Below are 21,235 nucleotides of genomic sequence, written 5' to 3' on the forward strand. Positions count from 1 at the left end.
AGCGCTTCGACGTCACGCGTCGAATCGGTTCGACGCACCGGTCGACGCACCGGTCCGACGTACACCGCGTGACGACCGTTCCTGCCCGAAGAACCATCCGGCTCCCCTGGAGGCACAGGATGTGGACGGCACGAAGGCGTGGGAAGGCGAGAGCGGCCGCGGCCCTTGCGGGGGCCCTGCTCCTGGCCTCCTGCGGAGGATCGGGCGACGGCGGCTCCGCCGACGCCCACACCCTGCGACTGTGGCACTACGAGGCTCCGAACAGCGCGATGGGCGTGGCCTGGGCGGCGGCCGTCGAGGAGTTCGAGGCCCAGCACCCGGGCGTGAAGGTCGAGTTCGAGGAGAAGAGCTTCGAACAGATCCAGAAGACCGCCCCGATGGTCCTGAACTCCTCCGACGCTCCCGACCTCATGGAGTACAACAAGGGCAACGCGACGACGGGCCTGCTCTCCCGGCAGGGCCTGCTCACGGACCTGACCGCCGAGGCGTCCGAGCGCGGCTGGGACAAGCTCATCGGTCCCGGCGTACGCACCACCAGCCAGTACGACGCCGACGGCGTGATGGGCTCCGGCAAGTGGTACGGCGTGCCGAACTACGCCGAGTACACGATGGTCTACTTCAACAAGGACCTGTTCGCGAAGTACGGGCTCGGCGAGCCGAAGACGTTCGACGACCTGGTCGCGGCGATGGACACGTTCGTCGAGAACGACATCACCCCGCTCGCCAACTCCGGCGCCGAGTACCTCGCCCACCAGTACCTGTACCAGCTCGCCCTGTCCAAGGCCGACCGCGCCTGGGTGGACGCGTACGAGCTGTACCGGGGGAAGACCGACTTCCACGACGCGGCCTGGACGTACGCCGCCGAGACCTTCGCCGACTGGGTGGAGAAGGGGTACATCGGCAAGAACTCCACCGGCGCCAAGGCCGAGGAGGCCGGCGTCTCCTTCCTCCGGGGCAAGGCGCCGATCCTGTTCTCCGGCAGTTGGTGGTACGGGCGCTTCCAGGACGAGGCGACGTTCGACTGGGGCACGACCCTGTGGCCCGGCTCGGACCTCACCCTCGGCTCCGGCGGCAACCTCTGGGTCGTCCCCGAGAGTGCCGGAAACAAGGAGCTGGCCTACGACTTCATCGACATCACCCTGTCGAAGAAGATCCAGAACCTGCTCGGCGACAAGGGCGGAGTCCCGGTCGCCGCGGACACCTCCGCCATCACCGACCCGAAGGCCAAGAAGCTCATCGCCGACTTCACCACCCTGTCCGACCGGGACGGCCTCGCCTTCTACCCCGACTGGCCGGTGGCCGGCTTCTACGACGTCCTGGTCTCCGAGACGCAGAAGCTGATCACCGGCAGCGAGGAGCCGGACGCCTACCTGGACGCGTTGCAGGAGGCGTACGACAAGGGAGTACCCAAGCGATGAGGGCGCGTGGCGCCCGCGGCTCCTACGCCCTGTTCCTCCTCCCCGGCGTCCTGGCCTTCCTCGCCGTGGTCGTCGTCCCGTTCCTGATGAACACGGGGGTGAGCTTCACCGACTGGCAGGGGGTGGGCAGCCCGACGTGGTCGGGGCTCGCCAACTACCGGGAGCTGTTCGACGACGCGGACTTCTGGGAGTCGTTCCGGCACAGCCTCTTCATGGTCGTCGCCATGGCGGCCGTGCCCACGGCGATCGGGCTGGTCCTCGCGGCCGCCCTGTTCGACCACGTCGGCCGGCACTTCGGCGCCCGGATCACCGCCGTCCTGCGCGCCTGCTTCTACCTTCCCCAGGTGCTGCCGATCGCGGTCGCGGGGATCGTCTGGAGCTGGATCCTCGCCCCCGACGACGGCTCCCTGAACGCGTTGCTGAAGGCGGTCGGGCTCGGGGGATGGCAGCGGGACTGGCTGGGCGATCCCGACCTCGCGCTGTACAGCGTGATGGGCGTGATGGTGTGGGTGCAGCTCGGCTTCCCGCTGGTGATCTTCATGGCCGGTCTGCAACGCGTCGACCCCCAGCTGCACGAGGCGGCCGAACTGGACGGCGCCGGCTGGTGGCGCCGCTTCCGGCACATCACGCTGCCGCAGCTCCGCCCGGAGATCCACGTCGTCCTGACCTGGTGCACGATCGCCGCGCTGAAGGTGTTCGGCGCGGTGTACGTCCTGACGAAGGGCGGCCCGGGCGGCGCGACGAACGTGCCCTCCTACTTCTCCTTCACCACCTACTTCGAGAAGACCCAGGTCGGCTACGGCGCCGCGATCTCCACGGTGCTGACCGTGATCGTCCTGGCCCTGTCCCTGGTCGGCCTGACCCTGCAGACGCGCGCCGAGGACGCCGAGGAAGGGGCACGCGCATGACGACGGGCACGCCTACGAAGACGGACACGCGCATGACGACGGGCACGCCTACGAAGACGGACACGCGCATGCCGACGGGCACGCCTACGACGACGGGCACCCGTACGACGACGGCCCTGCGCCGTTACCCGGTCCTGATCGCCCTCTGTCTCGGCGCGCTCTTCATGGTCGTCCCGTTCCTGATCGTCGTGGTGAACGCGGTCAAGTCCCCCGCGGAGTACGCCCGGAGCGGCCCGCTGAGCCTGCCCGACGGCCTCTACCTCGACGGCCTGAAGGACTTCTGGGAGCGGGTGGACTACAGCCGGAAGCTGTTCAACTCGTTCCTGATCAGCGGCGCGGTGGCGGTGCTCGCGGCGGTCCTGTCGGTCCTGAACGCGTACGCGATCGGCATCGGCAGGATCAGGGGCCGCGCCTGGGTGCTGGCCTTCTTCGTCCTGGCGACCGTGCTGCCGCAGGAGGCGCTGGTCTACCCCGTCTACCACCTGAGCAAGCAGGCGGGCCTGTACGACACCCGGCTGAGCGTGATCATCGTCTTCACGGTGCTCCAGGCGGCCTTCGGCACGTATCTGCTGTCGTCGGTGCTGCGCGAGTTCCCCCGCGAGATCATCGAGGCGGCCCGCATCGACGGCGCGAACACGTGGCAGGTGCTGTGGCGGGTCGTCGTCCCGGTCAGCCGGCCCACCCTCGGCGTGCTCCTGGTCCTCTTCTTCGTCTGGACCTGGAACGAGTTCCTGCTCCCGCTGGTCATGCTGGTCTCCAACGACAACCAGACGGTGTCGGTGGCCCTCGGCGTCCTCCAGGGCCAGCGGCTGATGGACGCCACGATGACCAACGCGGCCGCCCTGCTCGGCGTGCTCCCGGCCCTCGTCTTCTTCCTCCTCTTCCAGCGGACGCTCACCCGCGGCATCGCCGTCGGCGCCGTGAAGTAAGGACCCCCACATGAAGTTCACCGATGGTTACTGGCTGCTGCGCGAGGGGGTCACGGCCGCCCACCCGGCCGGCGTCCTCGACGTCGAGGCGAGCGACGGCGCCCTGGAGGTGCACGCGCCGACCCGGCCCGTCCGCTCGCGCGGCGACCTGCTGACGGGACCCGTCATGACGATCACCGTCCACACCCCGATGCCCGACGTCATCGGCGTCACCCTGACCCACCTCACCGGCGGACAGCCGCGCGGACCGGTCTTCGACGTCGCCGGCGGCGAGACCGACCCCCGGATCTCCCGCGACGACGACCACGCCACCCTCACCTCCGGCGCGCTGTCGGTGCGGGTGGCCCGCTCCGGTCCCTGGCAGGTCGAGTTCCTCGCCGACGGGCGCACCCTCACCTCCAGCGGCCCCAAGGGCATGGGCATCATGCGGGACGCGACCGGCGCCCACTACCTGCGCGAACAGCTCACCCTCGGCGTCGGCACGAACGTCTACGGCCTCGGCGAACGCTTCGGCCCGCTGACCCGGGGCGGCCAGGTCGTCGACATCTGGAACGCCGACGGCGGCACCGCCACCGAACAGGCCTACAAGAACGTCCCGTTCTACCTGACCGACGCGGGCTACGGCGTCTTCGTCGACCACCCCGGCAAGGTCTCCTTCGAGGTCGGCTCGGAGACGGTGTCGAAGGTGCAGTTCAGCGCGGAGACCCAGGAACTGACGTACTACGTCGTCCACGGCCCCACCCCGAAGGACGTCCTGCGCCGGTACACGGCCCTCACCGGCCGCCCCGCGCTCCCGCCCGCCTGGTCGTTCGGCCTGTGGCTGTCGACGTCGTTCACCACGTCGTACGACGAGGAGACGGTGACCTCGTTCATCGAGGGCATGCGGCAGCGCGGACTCCCGCTCTCCGTCTTCCACTTCGACTGCTTCTGGATGCGGGAGCACCACTGGTGCGACTTCCGGTGGGACCCGCGGGTCTTCCCGGACCCGGAGGGCATGCTGGCCCGGCTCAAGGCCAGGGGCCTGCGCGTGTGCGTGTGGATCAACCCGTACATCGCCCAGCGGTCCCCGCTGTTCGCGGAGGGCAAGGCCCTGGGGCACCTGCTCAGACGCCCCGACGGCGGTGTCTGGCAGTGGGACCTGTGGCAGCCCGGCATGGCCCTGGTCGACTTCACCTCCCGGGCCGCCCGCGACTGGTACGCCGCGAAACTGGAGGCGCTCCTCGCCCAGGGCGTCGACTGCTTCAAGACCGACTTCGGCGAACGCGTCCCGCTCGACGTGGTCTGGTCCGACGGCTCCGACCCGGAGCGCATGCACAACTACTACACGTACCTGTACAACCGGACCGTCTTCGAGGTGCTGCGCAAACACCGGGGGGAAGGGGAGGCGGTGGTGTTCGCGCGGTCGGCGACGGCCGGCGGGCAGCGGTTCCCGGTGCACTGGGGCGGGGACTGCGAGGCGACGTACGCGTCGATGGCGGAGTCGCTGCGCGGCGGCCTCTCCCTCGGACTGTCCGGGTTCGGCTTCTGGAGCCATGACATCGGCGGCTTCGAGGGGACGCCGACGCCCGCGCTGTTCAAGCGGTGGGTCGCCTTCGGGCTGCTGTCCTCGCACAGCCGGCTGCACGGCTCCTCCTCGTACCGGGTGCCGTGGCTGTTCGACGAGGAGTCCGTGGACGTGCTGCGCCACTTCACCCGGCTGAAGATGCGGCTCCTGCCCTACCTGTACGAGGCCGCGCGCGTCGCCCACGAGGAGGGCGTGCCGGTGATGCGGGCGATGGTCCTGGAGTTCCCCGACGACCCCGGCTGCGCCCATCTGGAACGGCAGTACATGCTCGGCCCGGACCTGCTGGTCGCGCCCGTCTTCGACGACGAGGGAGACGTCGCCTACTACGTGCCCGAGGGCGCCTGGACCCACTACCTCACCGGACGGACGGTGACCGGGCCGCGCTGGGTGCGCGAGCGGCACGACGTCCTCAGCCTGCCGCTGCTGGTCCGGCCCGGCGCGGTGCTCCCGGTGGGCGCGCACGCCGACCGGCCCGACTACGCCCACGCCGACGGGGTCACGCTGCGCGCGTACGGCCTGCGGCGCGGCGCCCAGGTGAGCGTGCGGGTCGGCGCGGTCACCTTCACCGTCGTCCGGGAGGGCGACACCCTGCGGGCCTCCGCCAGTGACCCCTCGGCGCCGTGGGCGCTGGCCGCGGGGGACCGGACGGCTCGGGCGCGGGCCGGCAGCGGCTTCCTCACCCTGGAGCTGGACCGATGGTGAAGATCACGGACGTGGCCCGGCACGCCGGGGTCTCCCCCAGCACCGTGTCGTACGCGCTCAGCGGCAAGCGCCCGATCTCCGCCGCGACCCGGCGGCGCGTCGAGGACGCCATCCGCGAACTGGGCTACCGGCCGCACGCGGGCGCCCGGGCCCTGGCCGGCAGACGCTCCAACGTGCTGGCGCTGGTGATGCCGCTGCGAACCGGCATCCACGTCCCGGTCGTCATGGGGTTCGCGGTGTCGGTGGCGGTGGCCGCCCGGCGCCACGACCACGATGTGCTGCTGCTCACCCAGGAGGAGGGCGAGGAGGGGCTGCGCCGGGTCGCGGACACCGCGCTGGTGGACGCCCTGATCCTGATGGACGTGCAGCTCCGCGACCCGCGGCTGCCGCTGCTGCGCTCCCTCGACCGGCCGTCCGTGATGATCGGGTTCCCGCACGAGGCGGCCGGGCTGACCTGCATCGACCTCGACTTCCGGGCGGCGGGCGAGGCCTGTGTGGAGCATCTGGCGCAGTTCGGCCACCGGGTCGTGGCGCTGGTCGGCTCGCCGCCGGAGGTGTATGTGCGCGGGACGGCGTTCGCGCAGCGTGTGGTGCAGGGGTTCACCGCTGCCGCCGACCGGGCCGGGCTCTCCTGCGCCGTCCACCCGTGCGAGGCGACGCCCGCCGCCGCCCGCCGGGTCGCGGAGCGGCTGCTGCGCGAGCAGCCCGCGCTGACGGGTGTGGTCGTGCACAACGAGGCGGTCCTGGAGCCCCTGATCGACGCCTTCGGGGAGCTCGGGCTGCGGGTGCCGGCGGATCTGTCGGTCACGGCGATCTGCCCCGACGAGCTCGCCGCGTCCCTGCGCGTGCCCGTCACCTCCGTGGCGCTGCCCGCCGCGGAGGTGGGCACGCGGGCGGTGGAGCTGCTGATGGCGCAGCTCTCCGGCCGCGAGGTGCCCGGGGCGACCCTGCTGCCGCCCCGGCTGACCCGGCGGGAGAGCACGGCACCGCGTCCGGCCTGAGCGGAGCCGGTGAGGACATACGCAGGCCCCGTCTCCCTGGAGGGGGAACGGGGCCTGCGTATACATGGGATGAGGGGGTCCGGGGGTCATGCCCCCGGAAAATACGGCGAGGTGGTTTGTGCTCGCTCTGTCCGCGAGCACAGGCCACCTCCATCTCGTGGAGATGGCGGGAATCGAACCCGCGTCCAACGGTGCAGAACCAGGGCTTCTCCGTGTGCAGTTCGCTTCGATTTTCTCGGCCCCGGCGATCACGCGAACAAGTCGCCGACGGGCCCAGTCACTGTTTGGTTTCCCTCTTCACCCCGTGACCGGGATGGAGGTTTAGTTCCCTAGCTGATGCCAGGATCCGGGTCGGGAACGAGCCCGGGCTGACACTCCCTTGTTAAGGGGCAGTTGCCTAGCTACCTGAGATCAGGCAGCGAGGGCGAACTGCGTCGCCTTGGGAGAATCGCTCTTAACAGTGGCGATTATTTTTTTCGGCCTGTGGTTTACGAGATCATGGCCGCTTCCTCGACACGCTTCCCCTGCTTCGACATCCGCTGTCGAAACCGATCATCCCCATGTTGATTTTTCAATCGTCGTGCCCGCTGTGAGGCACAGGTGCCATCGTACGTGACCAACGCACGACGATGCCAGCCTATTCCCACCGGGCGGCGACCCGCCGCCGGCCGGCCGGTGAACGCCCGGCTCCTACGCGCCCCGCTGCCGCCGCTTCGCCGCCGCGATCGCCCGGTCGGTGTCCCGGCGGTCCTGCTGCTCCCTCAGGGTCTGCCGCTTGTCGTACTCCTTCTTGCCGCGCGCCAGCGCGATCTCCGCCTTGGCCCGGCCGTCCTTGAAGTACAGGGCGAGGGGCACGATCGTGTGGCCCGTCTCCTCCGACTTCACGGCCAGCTTGTCGATCTCCTCGCGGTGCAGCAGCAGCTTGCGCTTGCGGCGCGCGGAGTGGTTGGTCCAGCTGCCCTGGCTGTACTCGGGGATGTGTGCGTTGTGCAGCCACGCCTCACCCCGGTCCACCTGGACGAAGCCGTCGGTCAGCGAGGCCCGCCCCTGGCGCAGCGACTTCACCTCGGTGCCGGTCAGCACCAGACCGGCCTCGTAGGTGTCGATGATCGCGTAATCGTGCCGGGCCTTCTTGTTCTGCGCGACGATCCGGCGCTTGCCGCCCTTCTCGCCGTCCTTGCCCGCGGTCTGCTTGCCCTGCTTCGGCTGGGACTCTTTCGGTACGTACATGCCCTTGCTCATAGTGCGGCCATTTTCGCACCTGCGGGGGGCCTGAGGGAAAGCCGATTACGCGGTCCGCCGCGCGGAGATCCGCGCCGGCTCAGGACGCGTCGCCGAACCCGCTCAGGACGCGTCGCCGAGCCCGCTCAGCACGGTCGCCGCCCGCTCCAGCGCGCCGTCGTCGGCCTCCAGGTCCGGGGTGATGCCGGTGCCGTCGACGGTGTGGCCGGACGGGGTGCGGTAGTGGCCGACGGTCAGCTCGGCGACGGAGCCGTCGGGCAGCTCGCTCGGCATCTGCACCGAGCCCTTGCCGAAGGTGCGGGAGCCCACGACGACCGCGCGGCCGCGGTCCTGCAACGCGCCGGTGAGCAGCTCGGCCGCGCTCATGGTGCCGCCGTCGACGAGCGCCACCAGGGGCCGGTCGGTGTCGCCGCCGGGCTCGGCGTGCAGGGCCCGCTGCTCGCCGTCGACGTCGTAGGTGGCCACCAGGCCGCCGTCGAGGAAGGCGGAGGCGGTGGAGACGGCCTCCGTGACCAGGCCGCCGGAGTTGCCCCGCAGGTCCAGCACGATCCCGGCGTCGGCCGGCACCGACCGGACGGCTTCGCGGACGGTGTCGCCGACGCCCCTGGTGAACGCGGTGACGGTGATGACGGTGACCCCCTCGCCGAGCGCGCGCACGGTGACCGGGTCGGCGGACAGGCGGGCCCGGCGCAGGGTCTGCGTCCACGCGCGCGTGCCGCGCTCCAGACCGAGGCGGACGGTGGTGCCCGCGGGCGCGTCCGTCGCGTCGCCGCGCAGCAGGGCGACGACCTCGGTGACCGGGCGGCCGTCGACCGCCTTCCCGTCGACGCTGCGCAGCCGGTCGCCCGCGCGGATCCCGGCGGCGGCCGCGGGCGACCCGGACCGCACCTCGGTCACCTCGATCAGCCCGTCCCGCTCACGGCGTGCCTCCAGGCCGACTCCGGTGTACCGGCCGTCGAGGGACTCCTCGAACTCCTCGTACTCGCCCTCCGAGTAGACGGCCGCCCAGCGGTCCCCACTGCGGCTGACGGCGCGTTCGGCGGCCTCCAGGGGCGACTTCCCGTCGGCCATCGCCTCCTCGGCGGCCCGGGTCACCGCCTCGGCCTCCGCGCCCGGGGCGGTCGCGCGCGACCGGTCGGCCGGTGCGCCGCGGCCGTCGACGGGCAGTGAGCCGGTCGCCGCACCCGCGACGAGGACGCTCGCGAACACCACCGTCAGGGCGGCCCCGCGGCCGAAGCGGCGGGGCGAACTCAGCGGATCACGGCCTGACATGGCGGCGAGTCTAGGGGAACGCCGAGGGGCCGCACGGTCGCTTGCCCGTACGGCCCCCTTGGCATGCGTCACACCTTCAGGTACTTGCGCAACGCGAAGAACGCGGCCAGCGCGGGCATCAGCAGGCTCGTGGCGAGGATGAGCGGAAGTTTCGTCAGCACGGCGTCCCAGCCGACGAAGTTGATCAGGTTGAGCTTGGAGGACAGGGCCATGCCGTGGTCGATGGTGAAGTACCGGCCGACGACCAGGAAGACACAGGCGAGCGCACCGCCGATCAGACCGGCGACGGCGGCCTCCATGATGAACGGCGCCTGGATGTAGAAGCTGGACGCGCCCACGAGCCGCATGATCCCGGTCTCCCGCCGACGGCTGAACGCCGAGACACGCACCGTGTTGACGATCAGCAGCAGGGCGACGATCAGCATGAGCGCCATGACGCCGAGCGCGGCCCGGTTCATCAGGTTCAGCAGCCCGAAGAGGTTGTCGAGGATGCCCTTCTGGTCCTGCACGGACTGCACGCCGTCGCGCCCGTCGAAGGCGGTCGCGATGACCTGGTACTTCTCCGGGTCCTTCAGCTTGATGCGGTACGACTCCTGCATCTGGTCCGGCGTGAGGGAGGCCGCCAGCGGGGAGTCGCCGAACTGCTCCTTGTAGTGCTTGTACGCCTCGTCCTGGGACTCGTGGGTGACCGTGTCGACGACCGACATCTTCTTCAGGTCGGACGTGATCTGCTTCTTCTGGTCCTCGGTCACCGCGCCCTTGGCGCAGTTGGGGTCGGACTCGGCGTCGCTCTTGTTGCAGAGGAAGATCGAGACGTTGACCTTGTCGTACCAGTAGCCCTTCATGGCGCCGACCTGGTCGCTCATCAGGAGCGACCCGCCGAACAGGGCGAGCGACAGGGCGACGGAGACGATGACGGCGAAGGTCATCGTCAGGTTGCGACGGAGACCGACACCGATCTCCGACAGTACGAACTGGGCGCGCATGGCGTGTTGTTCAGGCCTTTCCGTGGACGGTCGCGGTCAGTGCTGGTAGCCGTAGACGCCGCGTGCCTGGTCGCGGACGAGGCGGCCCTTCTCCAGCTCGATGACGCGCTTGCGCATCTGGTCCACGATGTTCTGGTCGTGCGTCGCCATCACCACGGTCGTACCGGTCCGGTTGATCCGGTCGAGCAGCTTCATGATGCCGACGGAGGTCTGCGGGTCGAGGTTGCCGGTGGGCTCGTCGGCGATCAGCAGCTTGGGCCGGTTCACGAAGGCCCGCGCGATGGCCACGCGCTGCTGCTCACCGCCGGAGAGCTCGCCGGGCATCCGGTCCTCCTTGCCGCCGAGCCCGACGAGGTCGAGCACCTGCGGCACGGACTTGCGGATCTCGCCGCGCGACTTGCCGATGACCTCCTGGGCGAAGGCGACGTTCTCCGCCACCGTCTTGTTCGGCAGGAGCCGGAAGTCCTGGAAAACCGTCCCCAGCTGGCGACGCATCTGCGGCACCTTCCAGTTGGACAGCCGCGCGAGGTCCTTGCCCAGGACGTGCACCTGACCGTGGCTGCACCGCTCCTCGCGGAGGATCAGCCGCAGGAAGGTGGACTTTCCGGAGCCCGAGGACCCCACGAGGAACACGAACTCGCCCTTCTCCACTTCGAGGGAGACATCCCTGAGTGCGGGGTGGCTCTGCTTGGGGTAGACCTTGGAGACGTTGTCGAATCGGATCACGGATGCACCACGGGTCGCCGGGGGTAGATGAGCGTGACCATACGCGAACCGGGTACGCGCGCGCAGGCACCGGTTGCGGTTGCGCGGAGGTTGTGCCCTTTTGTACCGAGGGGCCGCGTCGAAGGGCCCGGCCGGGCGGCTTGCGGGAGCTCCCGCGCAACCTCCGCGGGAACCTGGCACAGTGGGTGGGGGAACGTTCGCGCCTCCGCGAGCGTTGAGTACGTGAGACCGGTGCGAGGAGGGCGAGCGCATGACGTATGACCGGCTGGTGTGCGCCAACTGCGCGGCGCCCGTGAGCGAGGGCCGGTGCCCCGTGTGCCGTGCGAACCGCGAGCGGATGCAGCAGGAGAACTTCTTCGCGGGGCTCAACCCGATGGCGTTGATCGCACTGCTGGCGGTACTGGTGGCGGCGGTGGCGCTGCTGGCCCACCAGAGCGCCTAGCGGTACGACGCCGAAGGGGCCCGGAGCTGTCGGCTCCGGGCCCCTTGGAGTGTCCGCGTACCGTGGGTACGGGCGCGACTACCGTCAGGCGGCCGCCGCCCCGCCGCGGCCCTCGACGAGACGCGGCAGCACACGGAAGCCGATGCCGCCGGCGATCATCGTCGCCGCGCCGATGATCAGGAACGTGGTCTGGCCGGCACCGGTCTCGGCCAGCTCCTCGCCACCGCCCTGGGCGGTGGTGTCGGTGCTGGTGGAGTCCGAGGTGTCGGTCAGCGCGGAGGTACCGGCCTCCTGGACGGAGGTGCCGTCGGGCGTGGTGCCGGAGCCGCCGGTGGTGCTGCTGCCGCCCGTGGTGGAGGTGGAGCCGCCGGTGGAGGAGTCCGAGCCGCCCGTGGTGGTGGTGCTGCCGCCGGAGCTGGAGCTGCTGGAGCCACCGGAGCTGGAGCTGGAGCCGCCGCTGCTGCTGCTGGAGCTGCCACCGCTGCTCGAGTTCCCGTTGCCGTTGCCGCCGGCGTTGTTACCGGGCTCCTCCGTGCCGGGCTCCTCGGTGCCGGGCTCCTCCGTGCCCGGTTCCTCGGTGCCGGGCTCCTCCGTGCCGGGCTCCTCCGTGCCGGGCTCCTCGGTGCCCGGTTCCTCGGTGCCGGGCTCCTCGGTGCTGGGCTCCTCGGTGCTGGGCTCCTCGCACACGCCGACGTCGCAGGCCGGGTCCTCCGTCGAGTTCCCCTCGCCGGACAGGGTCTGGACGAGGCTGTCGTCGCCGCCCTCGTTCGTGCCGGCCGAAGCCACACCCGCCACCGTGAGAGAGGCGCCCGCGGCGATCACTGCGCCCGCGGCGATGCGCGCGATACGGACGCGCGTCTTCCTGGTCATATGGTTGCTACCCCCAGTAGCCGATTCGTCGAAGAGGCCGCGTTCTGGGCGGTGATCGACGGAGGCAGCTGGGATGTAGCCAAGGCCCCCGGTTCACATGCGCCCCAGAGATACGCATGCCAGACTTCACCCTTCCTATTTTTCTAAGCAACGTCAAGGTCGTTGCGTACGCGATGTCCAAGACGACACGCTTTGCCGGAAGTTGAAGCTGTGAGTGTGATGTAAAACCCAGACATCCGGGAAAGCGCGGGCACGACAAAAGGCAACCACCCCCTCCACGGGGGCAGTTGCCTTGTCGACAAACCTACGAGACTACTTCTCCTGCTGCTTGCGCCAGCGAATCCCGGCCTCCAGGAAGCCGTCGATCTCCCCGTTGAACACGGCCTCGGGGTTGCCGACCTCGAACTCGGTGCGCAGGTCCTTGACCATCTGGTACGGGTGCAGGACGTACGACCGCATCTGGTTGCCCCAGGAGTTGCCGCCGTCGCCCTTGAGGGCGTCCATCTTGGCCTGCTCCTCCTGCCGGCGCCGCTCCAGCAGCTTGGCCTGGAGGACGTTCATCGCGGTCGCCTTGTTCTGGATCTGCGACCGCTCGTTCTGGCAGGAGACGACGATGCCGGTGGGAATGTGGGTGAGGCGCACCGCGGAGTCGGTGGTGTTCACTCCCTGGCCGCCGGGTCCGGACGAGCGGTAGACGTCCACCCGCAGCTCGGACTCGTCGATCTCCACGTGGTCGGTCTGCTCGACGACGGGGAGGATCTCGACGCCCGCGAAGGAGGTCTGGCGGCGGCCCTGGTTGTCGAAGGGCGAGATGCGCACCAGGCGGTGCGTGCCCTGCTCGACGGAGAGGGTGCCGTAGGCGTAGGGGACCTGCACGGCGAAGGTGGTCGACTTGATGCCGGCCTCCTCGGCGTACGACGTCTCGTAGACCTCGGTCTTGTAGCCCTTCTGCTCCGCCCACCGCAGGTACATCCGCTGGAGCTTCTCGGCGAAGTCGGCGGCGTCGACGCCACCGGCCTCGGCGCGGATGTTGACGAGCGCCTCACGGGAGTCGTACTCGCCGCTGAGGAGCGTGCGGACCTCCATCTCGTCCAGCGCCTTGCGGACGGCGGCGAGCTCGGACTCGGCCTCGGCGCGGGTGTCCGGGTCGTCCTCCTCCTCGGCCATCTCGAACAGCACCGCGAGGTCGTCGATCCGGCCGCGCAGCGTGTCGGCCTTCCTGACCTCGGCCTGGAGGTGGGACAGCTTGCTGGTGATCTTCTGCGCCTCGTCCGGGTTGTCCCACAGGGACGGCGCGGCCGCCTGCTCCTCGAGCACGGCGATGTCTGCCCTCAGCCTGTCAAGGTCCAGAACGGCCTCGATCGACTCCATGGTCGAGGAGAGGGACTTGAGCTCTTCGGATACATCGACGACTGCCACGCATCCAGCGTAACGGCTCCGCCGGGCGGGGACGGCCGGGGACCGTGCCCCGGGTGCTCCCCGGCACGGACGCGGACGTCACCGGAGGCGGGGACCGCCGGGACGGGACGGGTCACGGCGAGGCCGGTGCCGAGTTCCCCGTGTCCCCGGGGCCGGTGCCGGCGTCGTCTCCCGAGGTCGCCGCCCAGGTGCCGACGCCCACCGCGGCGAGCAGCGCCACCGCGGCCACGCCCAGCGTGATCCGCCGGCGCCGGGTCGCCGCGCGGTTGCGTGCGGAGCCGGGGCGCGGCGCCCCGGCCGCCCTCGGCACCCGTGCCGTCCCGTGCGCGCCCCCGGCCAGCTCGTCCGGCGCCGGCACCCGCATCGACGTGTGCGTGTCCCGGGTGGAGTCCGGCTTGGCGCCGGGCACCAGGGGGACCGAACCCCGGCGGGTCCGCCCGGCGGGGGCGGGGGGCTCGGCGGCGGGTGCCGTCTCCTCCCGGCGGCCCTCCTGCGCCGCCTCCGCGTCGGGCTCGTCGACGTCCAGCGGCGGCATCCCCGCCAGCGTCGGCAGCTGCTCCCGCAGCCGCGCCGCCAGCTCGGAGGCCCGCAGACGGGAGGCCGGGGCCTTGGCCAGGCACTGGACGAGCAGCTGCCACAGCTCGTCGGGGATGCCGGGGAGCGGGGCGACCGTCTCCGTGACGTGACGGCGCAGCACCGCGCCCGGGTGCCCGCCGCCGAACGGGGTGAAGCCCGCGAGCAGCTCGTACAGGACCGTGGCGAGGGCGTAGATGTCGACCGAGGCGCGCGGCGGCAGGCCCTCGACGATCTCGGGGGCGAGGTAGTCCGGGGTACCGATGATCTTCGTGGCGCGGGTCCGCTTCGGGGTGTCGATCAGCTTGGCGATCCCGAAGTCGGTCAGCAGCGCCCGGTGCGAGCCGCCGGGGCCCAGCGGGCCCTGCATGTCCAGCAGCACGTTCTCCGGCTTGACGTCCCGGTGCACGACCCCGGCCGCGTGCGCGGCGGCGAGCCCCTCGGCGACGTCGGCGACGATCGCGACGGCGGCCTCGGGCGCGAGGCGCCGGTCGCGTTCCAGACGGGTGCGCAGGTCCGTGCCGCGGACGAGGTCCATGACCAGGGCCAGGTCGTTGCCGTCGACCACCAGGTCCCGTACGGAGACCACGTTCGGGTGCTCCAGGCCGAGCAGAGCGGTGCGCTCCTGCACGAAGCGGCCGACCAGCTCCTCGTCGGACGCGAGGTCCTCGCGCAGCAGCTTGACGGCGACGGGTCCGTCCGGCCCCTCGCCCAGCCATACCGTGCCGGCGCTGCCCCGGCCCAGGATCTGGTGGGCGGTGTACCGGCTGCCGATCTTCCGTGCCAAGACTGCTCCTACAGACGCGTGTTGCCGACAAAAGTACGCGTCCGACGAGCCAGCCTTCACCGCGAAGACGGAAATCACCCGTCAGGAGTCGACAAATCCCCGAACTCGCGGTCGGGTCCGGTCCCCGCGGCGGGGCCGCCGTCGCTCAGGCGCCACCGCTCAGGCGCCACCGCTCGTGCCGCCGCTCGATCCGCTGCCGCCCAGGTCCTCGATCCACCCGGCGATGTCGCCGACCCACGTGGTCAGCTGGTCCCAGTAGCCCTTGCCGGAGCCGATCCAGTCCTGGAGCGGGCTGAGCTCCCAGATGAGCCACCCGGCCACGAAGAGGATGACGATCGTGAACAGGCAGCCCTTGAGGCAGCCGAGCCCGGGGATCTTCATCGGGTTGGCGCTGCGCTGCCGGGGCTCGCGCGGCGGACGGGCCTGGCGGGGCTCCGGCGCCGGCCGCTGCGGGGGCTGCTGCGGCTGCGGCGCGTACCGCTGGGGCTGCCGCTGGGGCTGCGGGGCGTACTGCTGCGGCTGCTGCTGCGCATGGCCGTAGCCCTGCTGGGGCCGCTGCCGAGGGCTCTGCTGCGGGCGCTGCTGCTGGGGGCGCGGCTGCTGCTGGGGACGGGCGACCTGCCGCTGGGGGCGGCGGCGCAGCGGGTCCTCATTGGGGTCGAGGTACTGGACCTGGGTCTGTTCGTTGCGGTCGCGGGCGGCACGCAGCTGGTTCTGCCAGGGGTGCGGCTCCTCGGGCTGCTGCCCCTGCCCGCCCGGCTGGTGCGGCGGCACCGGCGGCAGGACGGCCGTGGGGTCGGCCGCGCCCGCCGGGCCCCCGGTGCGGGGCAGGACGGCGGTGGGGTCGGCGGCGCCAGGCGGGGTGCCGGGACCGGAGGTGTGCGGCAGGACGCTGGTGGCGGCGTTGGGGTCGTAGGCGCCGGCAGGGTCGCCCGGCACGGGCGCGGGCGCCGGGTCGGGCGCGAGCAGGTGGCCCACGCCGTCGGCGGCGGCGATCTGCATCGAGTTCGCGTGCACCCCGATGCCCTCGGCGACGATCCGCAGCCCGCGCGCGAGGCTCTCGGCGCCGGGGCGTTCGTCGGGGTTCTTGCGCAGGCAGCGCTCGATGACCGTCCACAGCGGGTCGGGGACGGTGGAGGGGCGGCGCGGCTCGGCGCTCAGGTGCTGGTGGAGGACCTCCAGGGCCGAACCGCCGGAGAACGGCGGGCTGCCGGTGACCAGCTCGTACAGCAGGATGCCGGCGCCGTAGACGTCGACGGCGGAGGTCTGCGGGCGGCCCTCGGCGGACTCCGGGGCGACGTACGCGGGCGTGCCGACGAACTCGCTGGTGCGGGTCAGGCCCGGGGAGTCGGCGAGGCGGGCGATGCCGAAGTCGGTGAGCAGCGGGTGCATCTGCCCGCCGTTCTGCATCAGCAGCACGTTGGCCGGCTTCAGGTCGCGGTGGACGACGCCGTCGGCGTGGCTGGCGGCGAGCGCGTCGGCGATCTGCGCGGTCAGCAGCGCCGCGGCGACGGGCGTGAAGGGGCCGTTCTCGCGCAGGTAGCGGTGCAGGTCGGGGCCCTCGACGAGGTCCATGACCAGCGCCAGCAGATCGCCCTCGACGACCAGGTCGCGGACCCGGACGATGTTCGGGTGGGTCAGGCGCAGCAGGACGGAGCGCTCCCGCAGGAAGCGCATCACGACGTCGGGGTCGCTCGCGAGCTCCTCCTTGAGGACCTTGATCGCGACGGTCTCCCCGGGCTGACCGGGCACGGCCGCCTCGGCGCCCGCGGTCTCGCTCCCCCAGTGCGCTGACGCGCCTGGGGGTGCCCCCAGGCGGGCTCGCCAGACGGTGCCCGTGGCGCCGCGTCCGAGCGGCTCCTCGAGCAGGTACTTGCTGCCGACTGGCCGCACGTCACGCGCTCCCTGCTGCTTGCTTGCCTGTGTTGCGATGTTCCGACCCACTGTAGTGCCGGGTCCTTCGTGGCAAGGGTTGGAAGGAAAGACGCACCCGCCGGTCCGGACGGTTGTCGGACCGGGACGTGACCGATCTCAACTGATCACGGGTGGGACACGGGTCAGGCACTTTTGCGGGCAGAGCCGACCAATCAAGATCACTTGTCTTCGGGTGGCGGGCGGATTGTCGGCGGCAGGTGCGAGGATGCGTGCAGTACTGGCCGAGTGCTCGTGCGGGGGTGGGGGAAGTCCGCGCCCGGGCAGAAGGGACCGCTGACGGCGATGCAGATCCGGCTGACGGTCGTAGACCCGACGGGACCGTCCTCCCCCGCGCTCGGCTTCGCTCGCGCGGGGGATCCCCCAGGCCGCGCCGCGAGCTGCGACGTCCTGGTCACCGCGCCCGCCGGCACGGCGCTGGCCGCGGTGGCGTCCGCCCTGGCCGCGGCGGTCTGCGGGGAGGGCGGCGCCGCTCAGTCCGGGGGAGCGCAGCCCGTGCTGTACACGGGCGCGGAGCGGCTGGACGCCGGGCGCTGCACGCTCGGCGAGCCGCCGCTGATCGACGGCGCCGTGCTGGCCCTGGGCGCCCCGGCCGACCCCGAGCCGCATCCGGAGGTCGACGACGCCCCGGCCCGGCTGGACGTGGTGGCGGGCCCGGACGCCGGCGGGGTCCATCTGCTGCACGGCGGCCAGGTCCGCGTGGGCCGCTCCGCCGACGCCGACGTCCCGGTCGACGACCCGGACGTCTCCCGGCTGCACTGCGCGGTCACCCTGGAGGCCGACGGCCGCGTCACGGTCGCCGACCTCGGGTCCACCAACGGCACCACCCTGGACGGCGTCCGCGTCCAGGGCCGCCCCCTGCGTTTCGCCCCCGGCTCCCTGCTCCGGGTGGGTGAGTCCGCCCTGCGGCTGGCTCCGCCCGGGGGACCGGGCGCCCGGGTGGCGACGACACCGGACGGGGAGGGGCACGTCCGGGTGGCGTGCAAGGGCGCGGTGGCCTACGGCGTACCGGAGGCGGGCGCGGCTCACGCGCGCGAGGCGGGAACGGCGGCGGGGCATCCGCGTGCGGCGGGCGCCGGCGGCGCGAGCGTCCCGGCCGCCCGCGCGGGCGGCACCATAGGCCTCCCCCACGCCTCGGCTCCCCGACGCCCTTCGGGCTCTCCCGCGCCCTCCGGCCTCCCTCGCCCCTCCGGCGACCCCTCTCACCCCGAGGGCTCCGCCTCTCCCTCCGGCGGCGCCTCGCACCCCTCGGGCCCAGCTCACCCCTCGGGCCCCACTCACCCCTCGGGCCCCACTCACCCCTCGGGCCCCACTCACCCCTCGGGCCCCGCTCACCCCTCGGGCCCCGCTCACCCCTCTGGCGCCTCGCACCCCTCGGGCCCCGCTCACCCCTCCGGCCCCACCCACCACGGCGACGGCGCGGTCGACTGGAGCGGTTCCGCCCCGGCCCGCCCGGCCCGGGGCGACCGGTCCCCCGGGCCCGGGAGCGCTTCCGTGGTGCCCGTCCAGGGCGCTGTCCCGCGCGGGGAGAGCCCTACGGGCTCCTGGCCCACGGCCGGGGGCGACGGCTCCGGAGACACCCACGGCGGCCGCGCCGGCCTCGGCTCCTTCGCGTCGGACGGGGCGCCCTCCGAGGCCCGCGGCCCGCACGCCCCCGCCCAGCGGCCCGCCGCCCCGCCGTACGGCGACGAGGGCGCCGCCGCCCGCCGCAAGGGCACCCCGCTGCGCGGCACCGACGTGCCGCAGGGCCTGCGCAGACGCGGCGGCCTCTCGGCGTGGGCGCGGCGCCTGACCGGCGGCCGCGGCGGCGACCGGGACACGGCCGCACCCGAGAGCCACCCCGAGGGACCGACCGGCCCCGAGCCGGCCGCCGGCGTGTCGCCGGTGCCGGACACCTGGCCGGACCCGGCCGCGCTGCTGCTGGCCGCGCTCGGCCCGGGCCCGCGGCTGTGGGAGCGCGGGCCGGGCCATCCGGAGGCGCTCGCGATCCGGCTCGGCACCGCCGACCGGGCGACGCCCGACGGCTCGGGCCTGCTGCCCGCCGTACCGGTGACCGTGGGCCTGCGCGAGGCCGGGGCGCTCGGCCTGGCCGGGCCGCGCCCGCGCCTGGCCGGACTGGCGCGGGCCGTGCTGGCCCAGCTCGCCGCGCTGCACTCGCCGGACCTCCTGGAGATCGTGCTGATCAGCACGGACCGCGCGCGTCCGGAGGAGGAGCGGGTCGCCGAGTGGTCCTGGCTGGGCTGGCTCCCGCACCTGCGCCCCGCGCACGGGCAGGACTGCCGTCTCCTCCTCGCCTACGACCACGACCAGGCCGCGGCCCGCGCCGAGGAACTCCTGCGCCGCCTGGAGGACCACCTCACCGACACCGGACGGCCGGCGACGAGCCCGCACACGCCGACAGGGACGGAAACAGGCACAGGCAGAGACACAGGGACCGGGACAGGCACAGGGACAGGCACAGGGACAGAGGCGGGGGCACGGGCAGGAGCGGGAGCGGGAGCAGGCGCTGACGGACGCGGGTCCGCGGCGTCCGTTCCGCCGCCCCGGGGCACCGGCCGGCGCCCCTCCTGGGCGCTGGCCGACGACGCCCGGGACGGCTCCCCGGGCCGGTACACGGTCGTCGTCGTGGACGGCGACCCCGGCGAGGCCGAACTGCGCGAGGGGCTGACCCGGCTGGCGGCGGCAGGCCCCCGCGTCGGCATACATGTCGTGTCGCTCGCCGAGACGGCCGCCGCCTCCCCCGCGCCGCCGGTGACGGAGACGTACGAGGCGGCCTGCGCGGCGGCGCCCACGTTCCGCGCGTGCGGGGCGGTCGCCCTGCTCAGCGGGGACGTGGCGACCGCGCTGCGGCTGCTGAGGGTCGCGCCGGGCGGCGCGGACGCGCAGCGGCCCGGCCCGGTGGGACACGGCACGACCGGGGCCGTGGACGCCGTCTCCCCGGCCTGGGCGGAGCGTTTCGCCCGGGCGCTCGCCCCACTGCGCCCGGACGGCGCGGGCGGCGGCGAGCGCCCCCCGCGCGTCTCCGCGCCCCTCCCCCAGTCGGCCCGCCTGCTCGACGAACTGGGCCTGGCGAGGGCGACGCCCGCGTCCCTGATGGCCCGCTGGGCGGACGCGGCCGACGACACCGAGGCCCTCGGCGGCCGGGCCTGGGCCGTGCTCGGCGCCGGGCCCCGCGGCCCGGTCACCGCGGACCTCGTCGCCGAGGGCCCCCATCTGCTGATCGAGGGCCCGCCCGGCAGCGGGCGCACCGAGCTGCTGCGGGCGGCCGTCGCCTCGCTGGCCGCCGCCGAGCGCCCCGACCGGCTGAGCATCGTCCTGCTCGACGGCCGGGACACCGTGGGCAAGGGCGCCGGCGGCCACGGCGACGGCCTGCGCGTCTGTACGGACGTACCGCACGTCACCACGCACCTCACCGCCAACGACCCGGTGCGGATGCGGGAGTTCGCGCAGTCGCTGAGCGCCGAGCTGAAGCGGCGGGCGGAGCTGCTCGGCCGGTCCGACTTCACCGAGTGGCACACGCACCGCGCGGTCTCGGGCCGTATCGTGCCGCAACGGCAGCCGGGCGGCCCGCAACGGCAGCCGGGCATGGCGCCCTGGCAACCGGGCGGCCCGCAACGGCAGCCGGGCGTGGCGCCCTGGCAACCGGGCGGCCCGCAACGGCAGCCGGGCGTGGCGCACCGGCAACCGGTCGTCCCGCAGCGGCAGCCGGGCGTGGCGCACCGGCAACCGGTCGTCCCGCAGCGGCAGCCGGGTGTGCCGGGGACCGGCGCCGCCGATCTCGACACCCCGCCCAGCTCGACGCTGCGCCTGCGCCCCAAGGCGGCGGCCCGGCAGCGGGCGGAGGCGGCACCGCCGCTGCCCCGGCTCGTGGTCGTCGTCGACGACCTGGACGCCCTGGTCGCACCGGCCCTCGGCTCCCCCGGCCGGCCCGCCGCGGGCTCCGTCATGCGCGCCCTGGAGGCGGTGGCCCGCGACGGCGAGCGGCTCGGCGTCCATCTGGTCGCGGCGGCCGGTCCCGGCGGCCGTACGGCCGAGTCGGAGCCCGCCCGGCAGGCCACGCTGCGGATCACCCTCGACGCCCCCGGTTCCGGCGCTGACGAACCGTCACCGGGGCGCGGGCGCCTGAGGGGCGCGGACGGGCGCCGCACGCCCTTCCAGGGCGGCCGTGTCACGGGCCGCATCCCGCGCACGGCGACCCTGCGCCCCACGGTGGTCCCCCTGGAGTGGCAGCGCATGGGCGACCCCCCGGCCCGCAGACCGGTGCGGGAGCTGGGCAACGGCCCGACCGACCTGGCCCTGCTGGCCAGCGCGCTGGAACGGGCGGCGCGCGAGGTGTCGGCGGTGGAAGTGCCGTCGCTGCTGTAGCGCCGCCCGGCCGTACGGCGCCGCGGCGGGCGGCGTACGGCCGAACGTGCACCCCGCAGTCACGACGCGGTCACGATCGCCCACTTGACACCGCATGCG

At 72.9% G+C, this 21,235-nt stretch carries 15 protein-coding genes and 1 other RNA gene; 7 read left to right on the forward strand and 9 right to left on the reverse strand.

Translation table 11 applies throughout. The annotated features are described in order from the left end of the window. Nucleotides 1-119 precede the first annotated feature (119 nt). From ACFV9M_RS05580 to ACFV9M_RS05600, 5 genes are all read left to right on the forward strand, one after another. Nucleotides 120-1,418, forward strand: coding sequence for an extracellular solute-binding protein (locus tag ACFV9M_RS05580; RefSeq protein ID WP_385073594.1), 1,299 nt, complete (start codon nucleotides 120-122; stop codon nucleotides 1,416-1,418). Then, nucleotides 1,415-2,326 (forward strand): carbohydrate ABC transporter permease, encoded by a 912-nt coding sequence (locus tag ACFV9M_RS05585; protein WP_385073591.1) that lies wholly within the window; start codon nucleotides 1,415-1,417, stop codon nucleotides 2,324-2,326. The genes ACFV9M_RS05580 and ACFV9M_RS05585 overlap by 4 nt, the downstream gene beginning before the upstream one ends. 68 nt (nucleotides 2,327-2,394) lie before the next feature. Continuing rightward, nucleotides 2,395-3,255 (forward strand): carbohydrate ABC transporter permease, encoded by an 861-nt coding sequence (locus tag ACFV9M_RS05590; RefSeq protein ID WP_385073632.1) that lies wholly within the window; start codon nucleotides 2,395-2,397, stop codon nucleotides 3,253-3,255. A 10-nt stretch (nucleotides 3,256-3,265) separates the two neighbouring features. Continuing rightward, the gene (gene yicI, locus ACFV9M_RS05595) at nucleotides 3,266-5,521 is read left to right on the forward strand and encodes an alpha-xylosidase (protein ID WP_385073588.1); all 2,256 of its coding nucleotides are present in this window, start codon (nucleotides 3,266-3,268) and stop codon (nucleotides 5,519-5,521) included. After that, nucleotides 5,515-6,522: a LacI family DNA-binding transcriptional regulator gene (locus ACFV9M_RS05600; protein WP_385073585.1), complete on the forward strand. Its 1,008-nt coding sequence runs from the start codon at nucleotides 5,515-5,517 to the stop codon at nucleotides 6,520-6,522. Before yicI ends, ACFV9M_RS05600 begins: the two co-directional genes overlap by 7 nt. Nucleotides 6,523-6,677: 155 nt before the next feature. Here ACFV9M_RS05600 and ssrA read toward each other — a convergent pair. The 5 genes from ssrA to ftsE all read right to left on the reverse strand — a co-directional run bounded on the left by ssrA (nucleotide 6,678) and on the right by ftsE (nucleotide 10,748). Continuing rightward, nucleotides 6,678-7,082: a transfer-messenger RNA gene (ssrA, locus tag ACFV9M_RS05605) on the reverse strand. Between the two features lie 130 nt (nucleotides 7,083-7,212). Beyond that, nucleotides 7,213-7,752 carry an SsrA-binding protein SmpB gene (smpB, locus tag ACFV9M_RS05610; protein WP_385073582.1) on the reverse strand — a complete coding sequence of 180 codons (540 nt, stop codon included), beginning with the start codon at nucleotides 7,750-7,752 and terminating at the stop codon, nucleotides 7,213-7,215. Between the two features lie 114 nt (nucleotides 7,753-7,866). After that, nucleotides 7,867-9,036: a S41 family peptidase gene (locus ACFV9M_RS05615; protein WP_385073579.1), complete on the reverse strand. Its 1,170-nt coding sequence runs from the start codon at nucleotides 9,034-9,036 to the stop codon at nucleotides 7,867-7,869. Between the two features lie 68 nt (nucleotides 9,037-9,104). Next, nucleotides 9,105-10,022: a permease-like cell division protein FtsX gene (gene ftsX, locus ACFV9M_RS05620; RefSeq protein WP_385073577.1), complete on the reverse strand. Its 918-nt coding sequence runs from the start codon at nucleotides 10,020-10,022 to the stop codon at nucleotides 9,105-9,107. 36 nt (nucleotides 10,023-10,058) lie between these two features. Next, complete coding sequence (gene ftsE, locus ACFV9M_RS05625; protein WP_385073575.1) at nucleotides 10,059-10,748, reverse strand: cell division ATP-binding protein FtsE; 690 nt, start codon at nucleotides 10,746-10,748, stop codon at nucleotides 10,059-10,061. 250 nt (nucleotides 10,749-10,998) lie between these two features. Between ftsE and ACFV9M_RS05630 the strand changes: the two genes are divergently transcribed. Next, the gene (locus ACFV9M_RS05630; protein WP_385073572.1) at nucleotides 10,999-11,190 is read left to right on the forward strand and encodes a hypothetical protein; all 192 of its coding nucleotides are present in this window, start codon (nucleotides 10,999-11,001) and stop codon (nucleotides 11,188-11,190) included. An 84-nt stretch (nucleotides 11,191-11,274) separates the two neighbouring features. On the opposite strand, the gene ACFV9M_RS05635 is transcribed toward ACFV9M_RS05630, so the two are convergent. From ACFV9M_RS05635 to ACFV9M_RS05650, 4 genes are all read right to left on the reverse strand, one after another. Continuing rightward, nucleotides 11,275-12,060 carry a hypothetical protein gene (locus ACFV9M_RS05635; protein ID WP_385073569.1) on the reverse strand — a complete coding sequence of 262 codons (786 nt, stop codon included), beginning with the start codon at nucleotides 12,058-12,060 and terminating at the stop codon, nucleotides 11,275-11,277. A 312-nt stretch (nucleotides 12,061-12,372) separates the two neighbouring features. Next, nucleotides 12,373-13,479 (reverse strand): peptide chain release factor 2, encoded by a 1,107-nt coding sequence (gene prfB / locus ACFV9M_RS05640; protein ID WP_385073566.1) that lies wholly within the window; start codon nucleotides 13,477-13,479, stop codon nucleotides 12,373-12,375. A 112-nt stretch (nucleotides 13,480-13,591) separates the two neighbouring features. Further along, nucleotides 13,592-14,839, reverse strand: a complete 1,248-nt coding sequence (locus ACFV9M_RS05645; protein WP_385073563.1) for a serine/threonine-protein kinase — start codon at nucleotides 14,837-14,839, stop codon at nucleotides 13,592-13,594. 159 nt (nucleotides 14,840-14,998) lie between these two features. Continuing rightward, nucleotides 14,999-16,732 carry a serine/threonine-protein kinase gene (locus ACFV9M_RS05650; protein WP_385073560.1) on the reverse strand — a complete coding sequence of 578 codons (1,734 nt, stop codon included), beginning with the start codon at nucleotides 16,730-16,732 and terminating at the stop codon, nucleotides 14,999-15,001. Between the two features lie 324 nt (nucleotides 16,733-17,056). Here ACFV9M_RS05650 and ACFV9M_RS05655 point away from each other — a divergent pair, with 324 nt between their 5' ends. After that, complete coding sequence (locus tag ACFV9M_RS05655) at nucleotides 17,057-21,136, forward strand: FHA domain-containing protein (RefSeq protein WP_385073557.1); 4,080 nt, start codon at nucleotides 17,057-17,059, stop codon at nucleotides 21,134-21,136. Nucleotides 21,137-21,235: the final 99 nt, after the last annotated feature.

This window comes from Streptomyces sp. NPDC059895 (assembly GCF_042731035.1).
Taxonomy (GTDB): domain Bacteria; phylum Actinomycetota; class Actinomycetes; order Streptomycetales; family Streptomycetaceae; genus Streptomyces.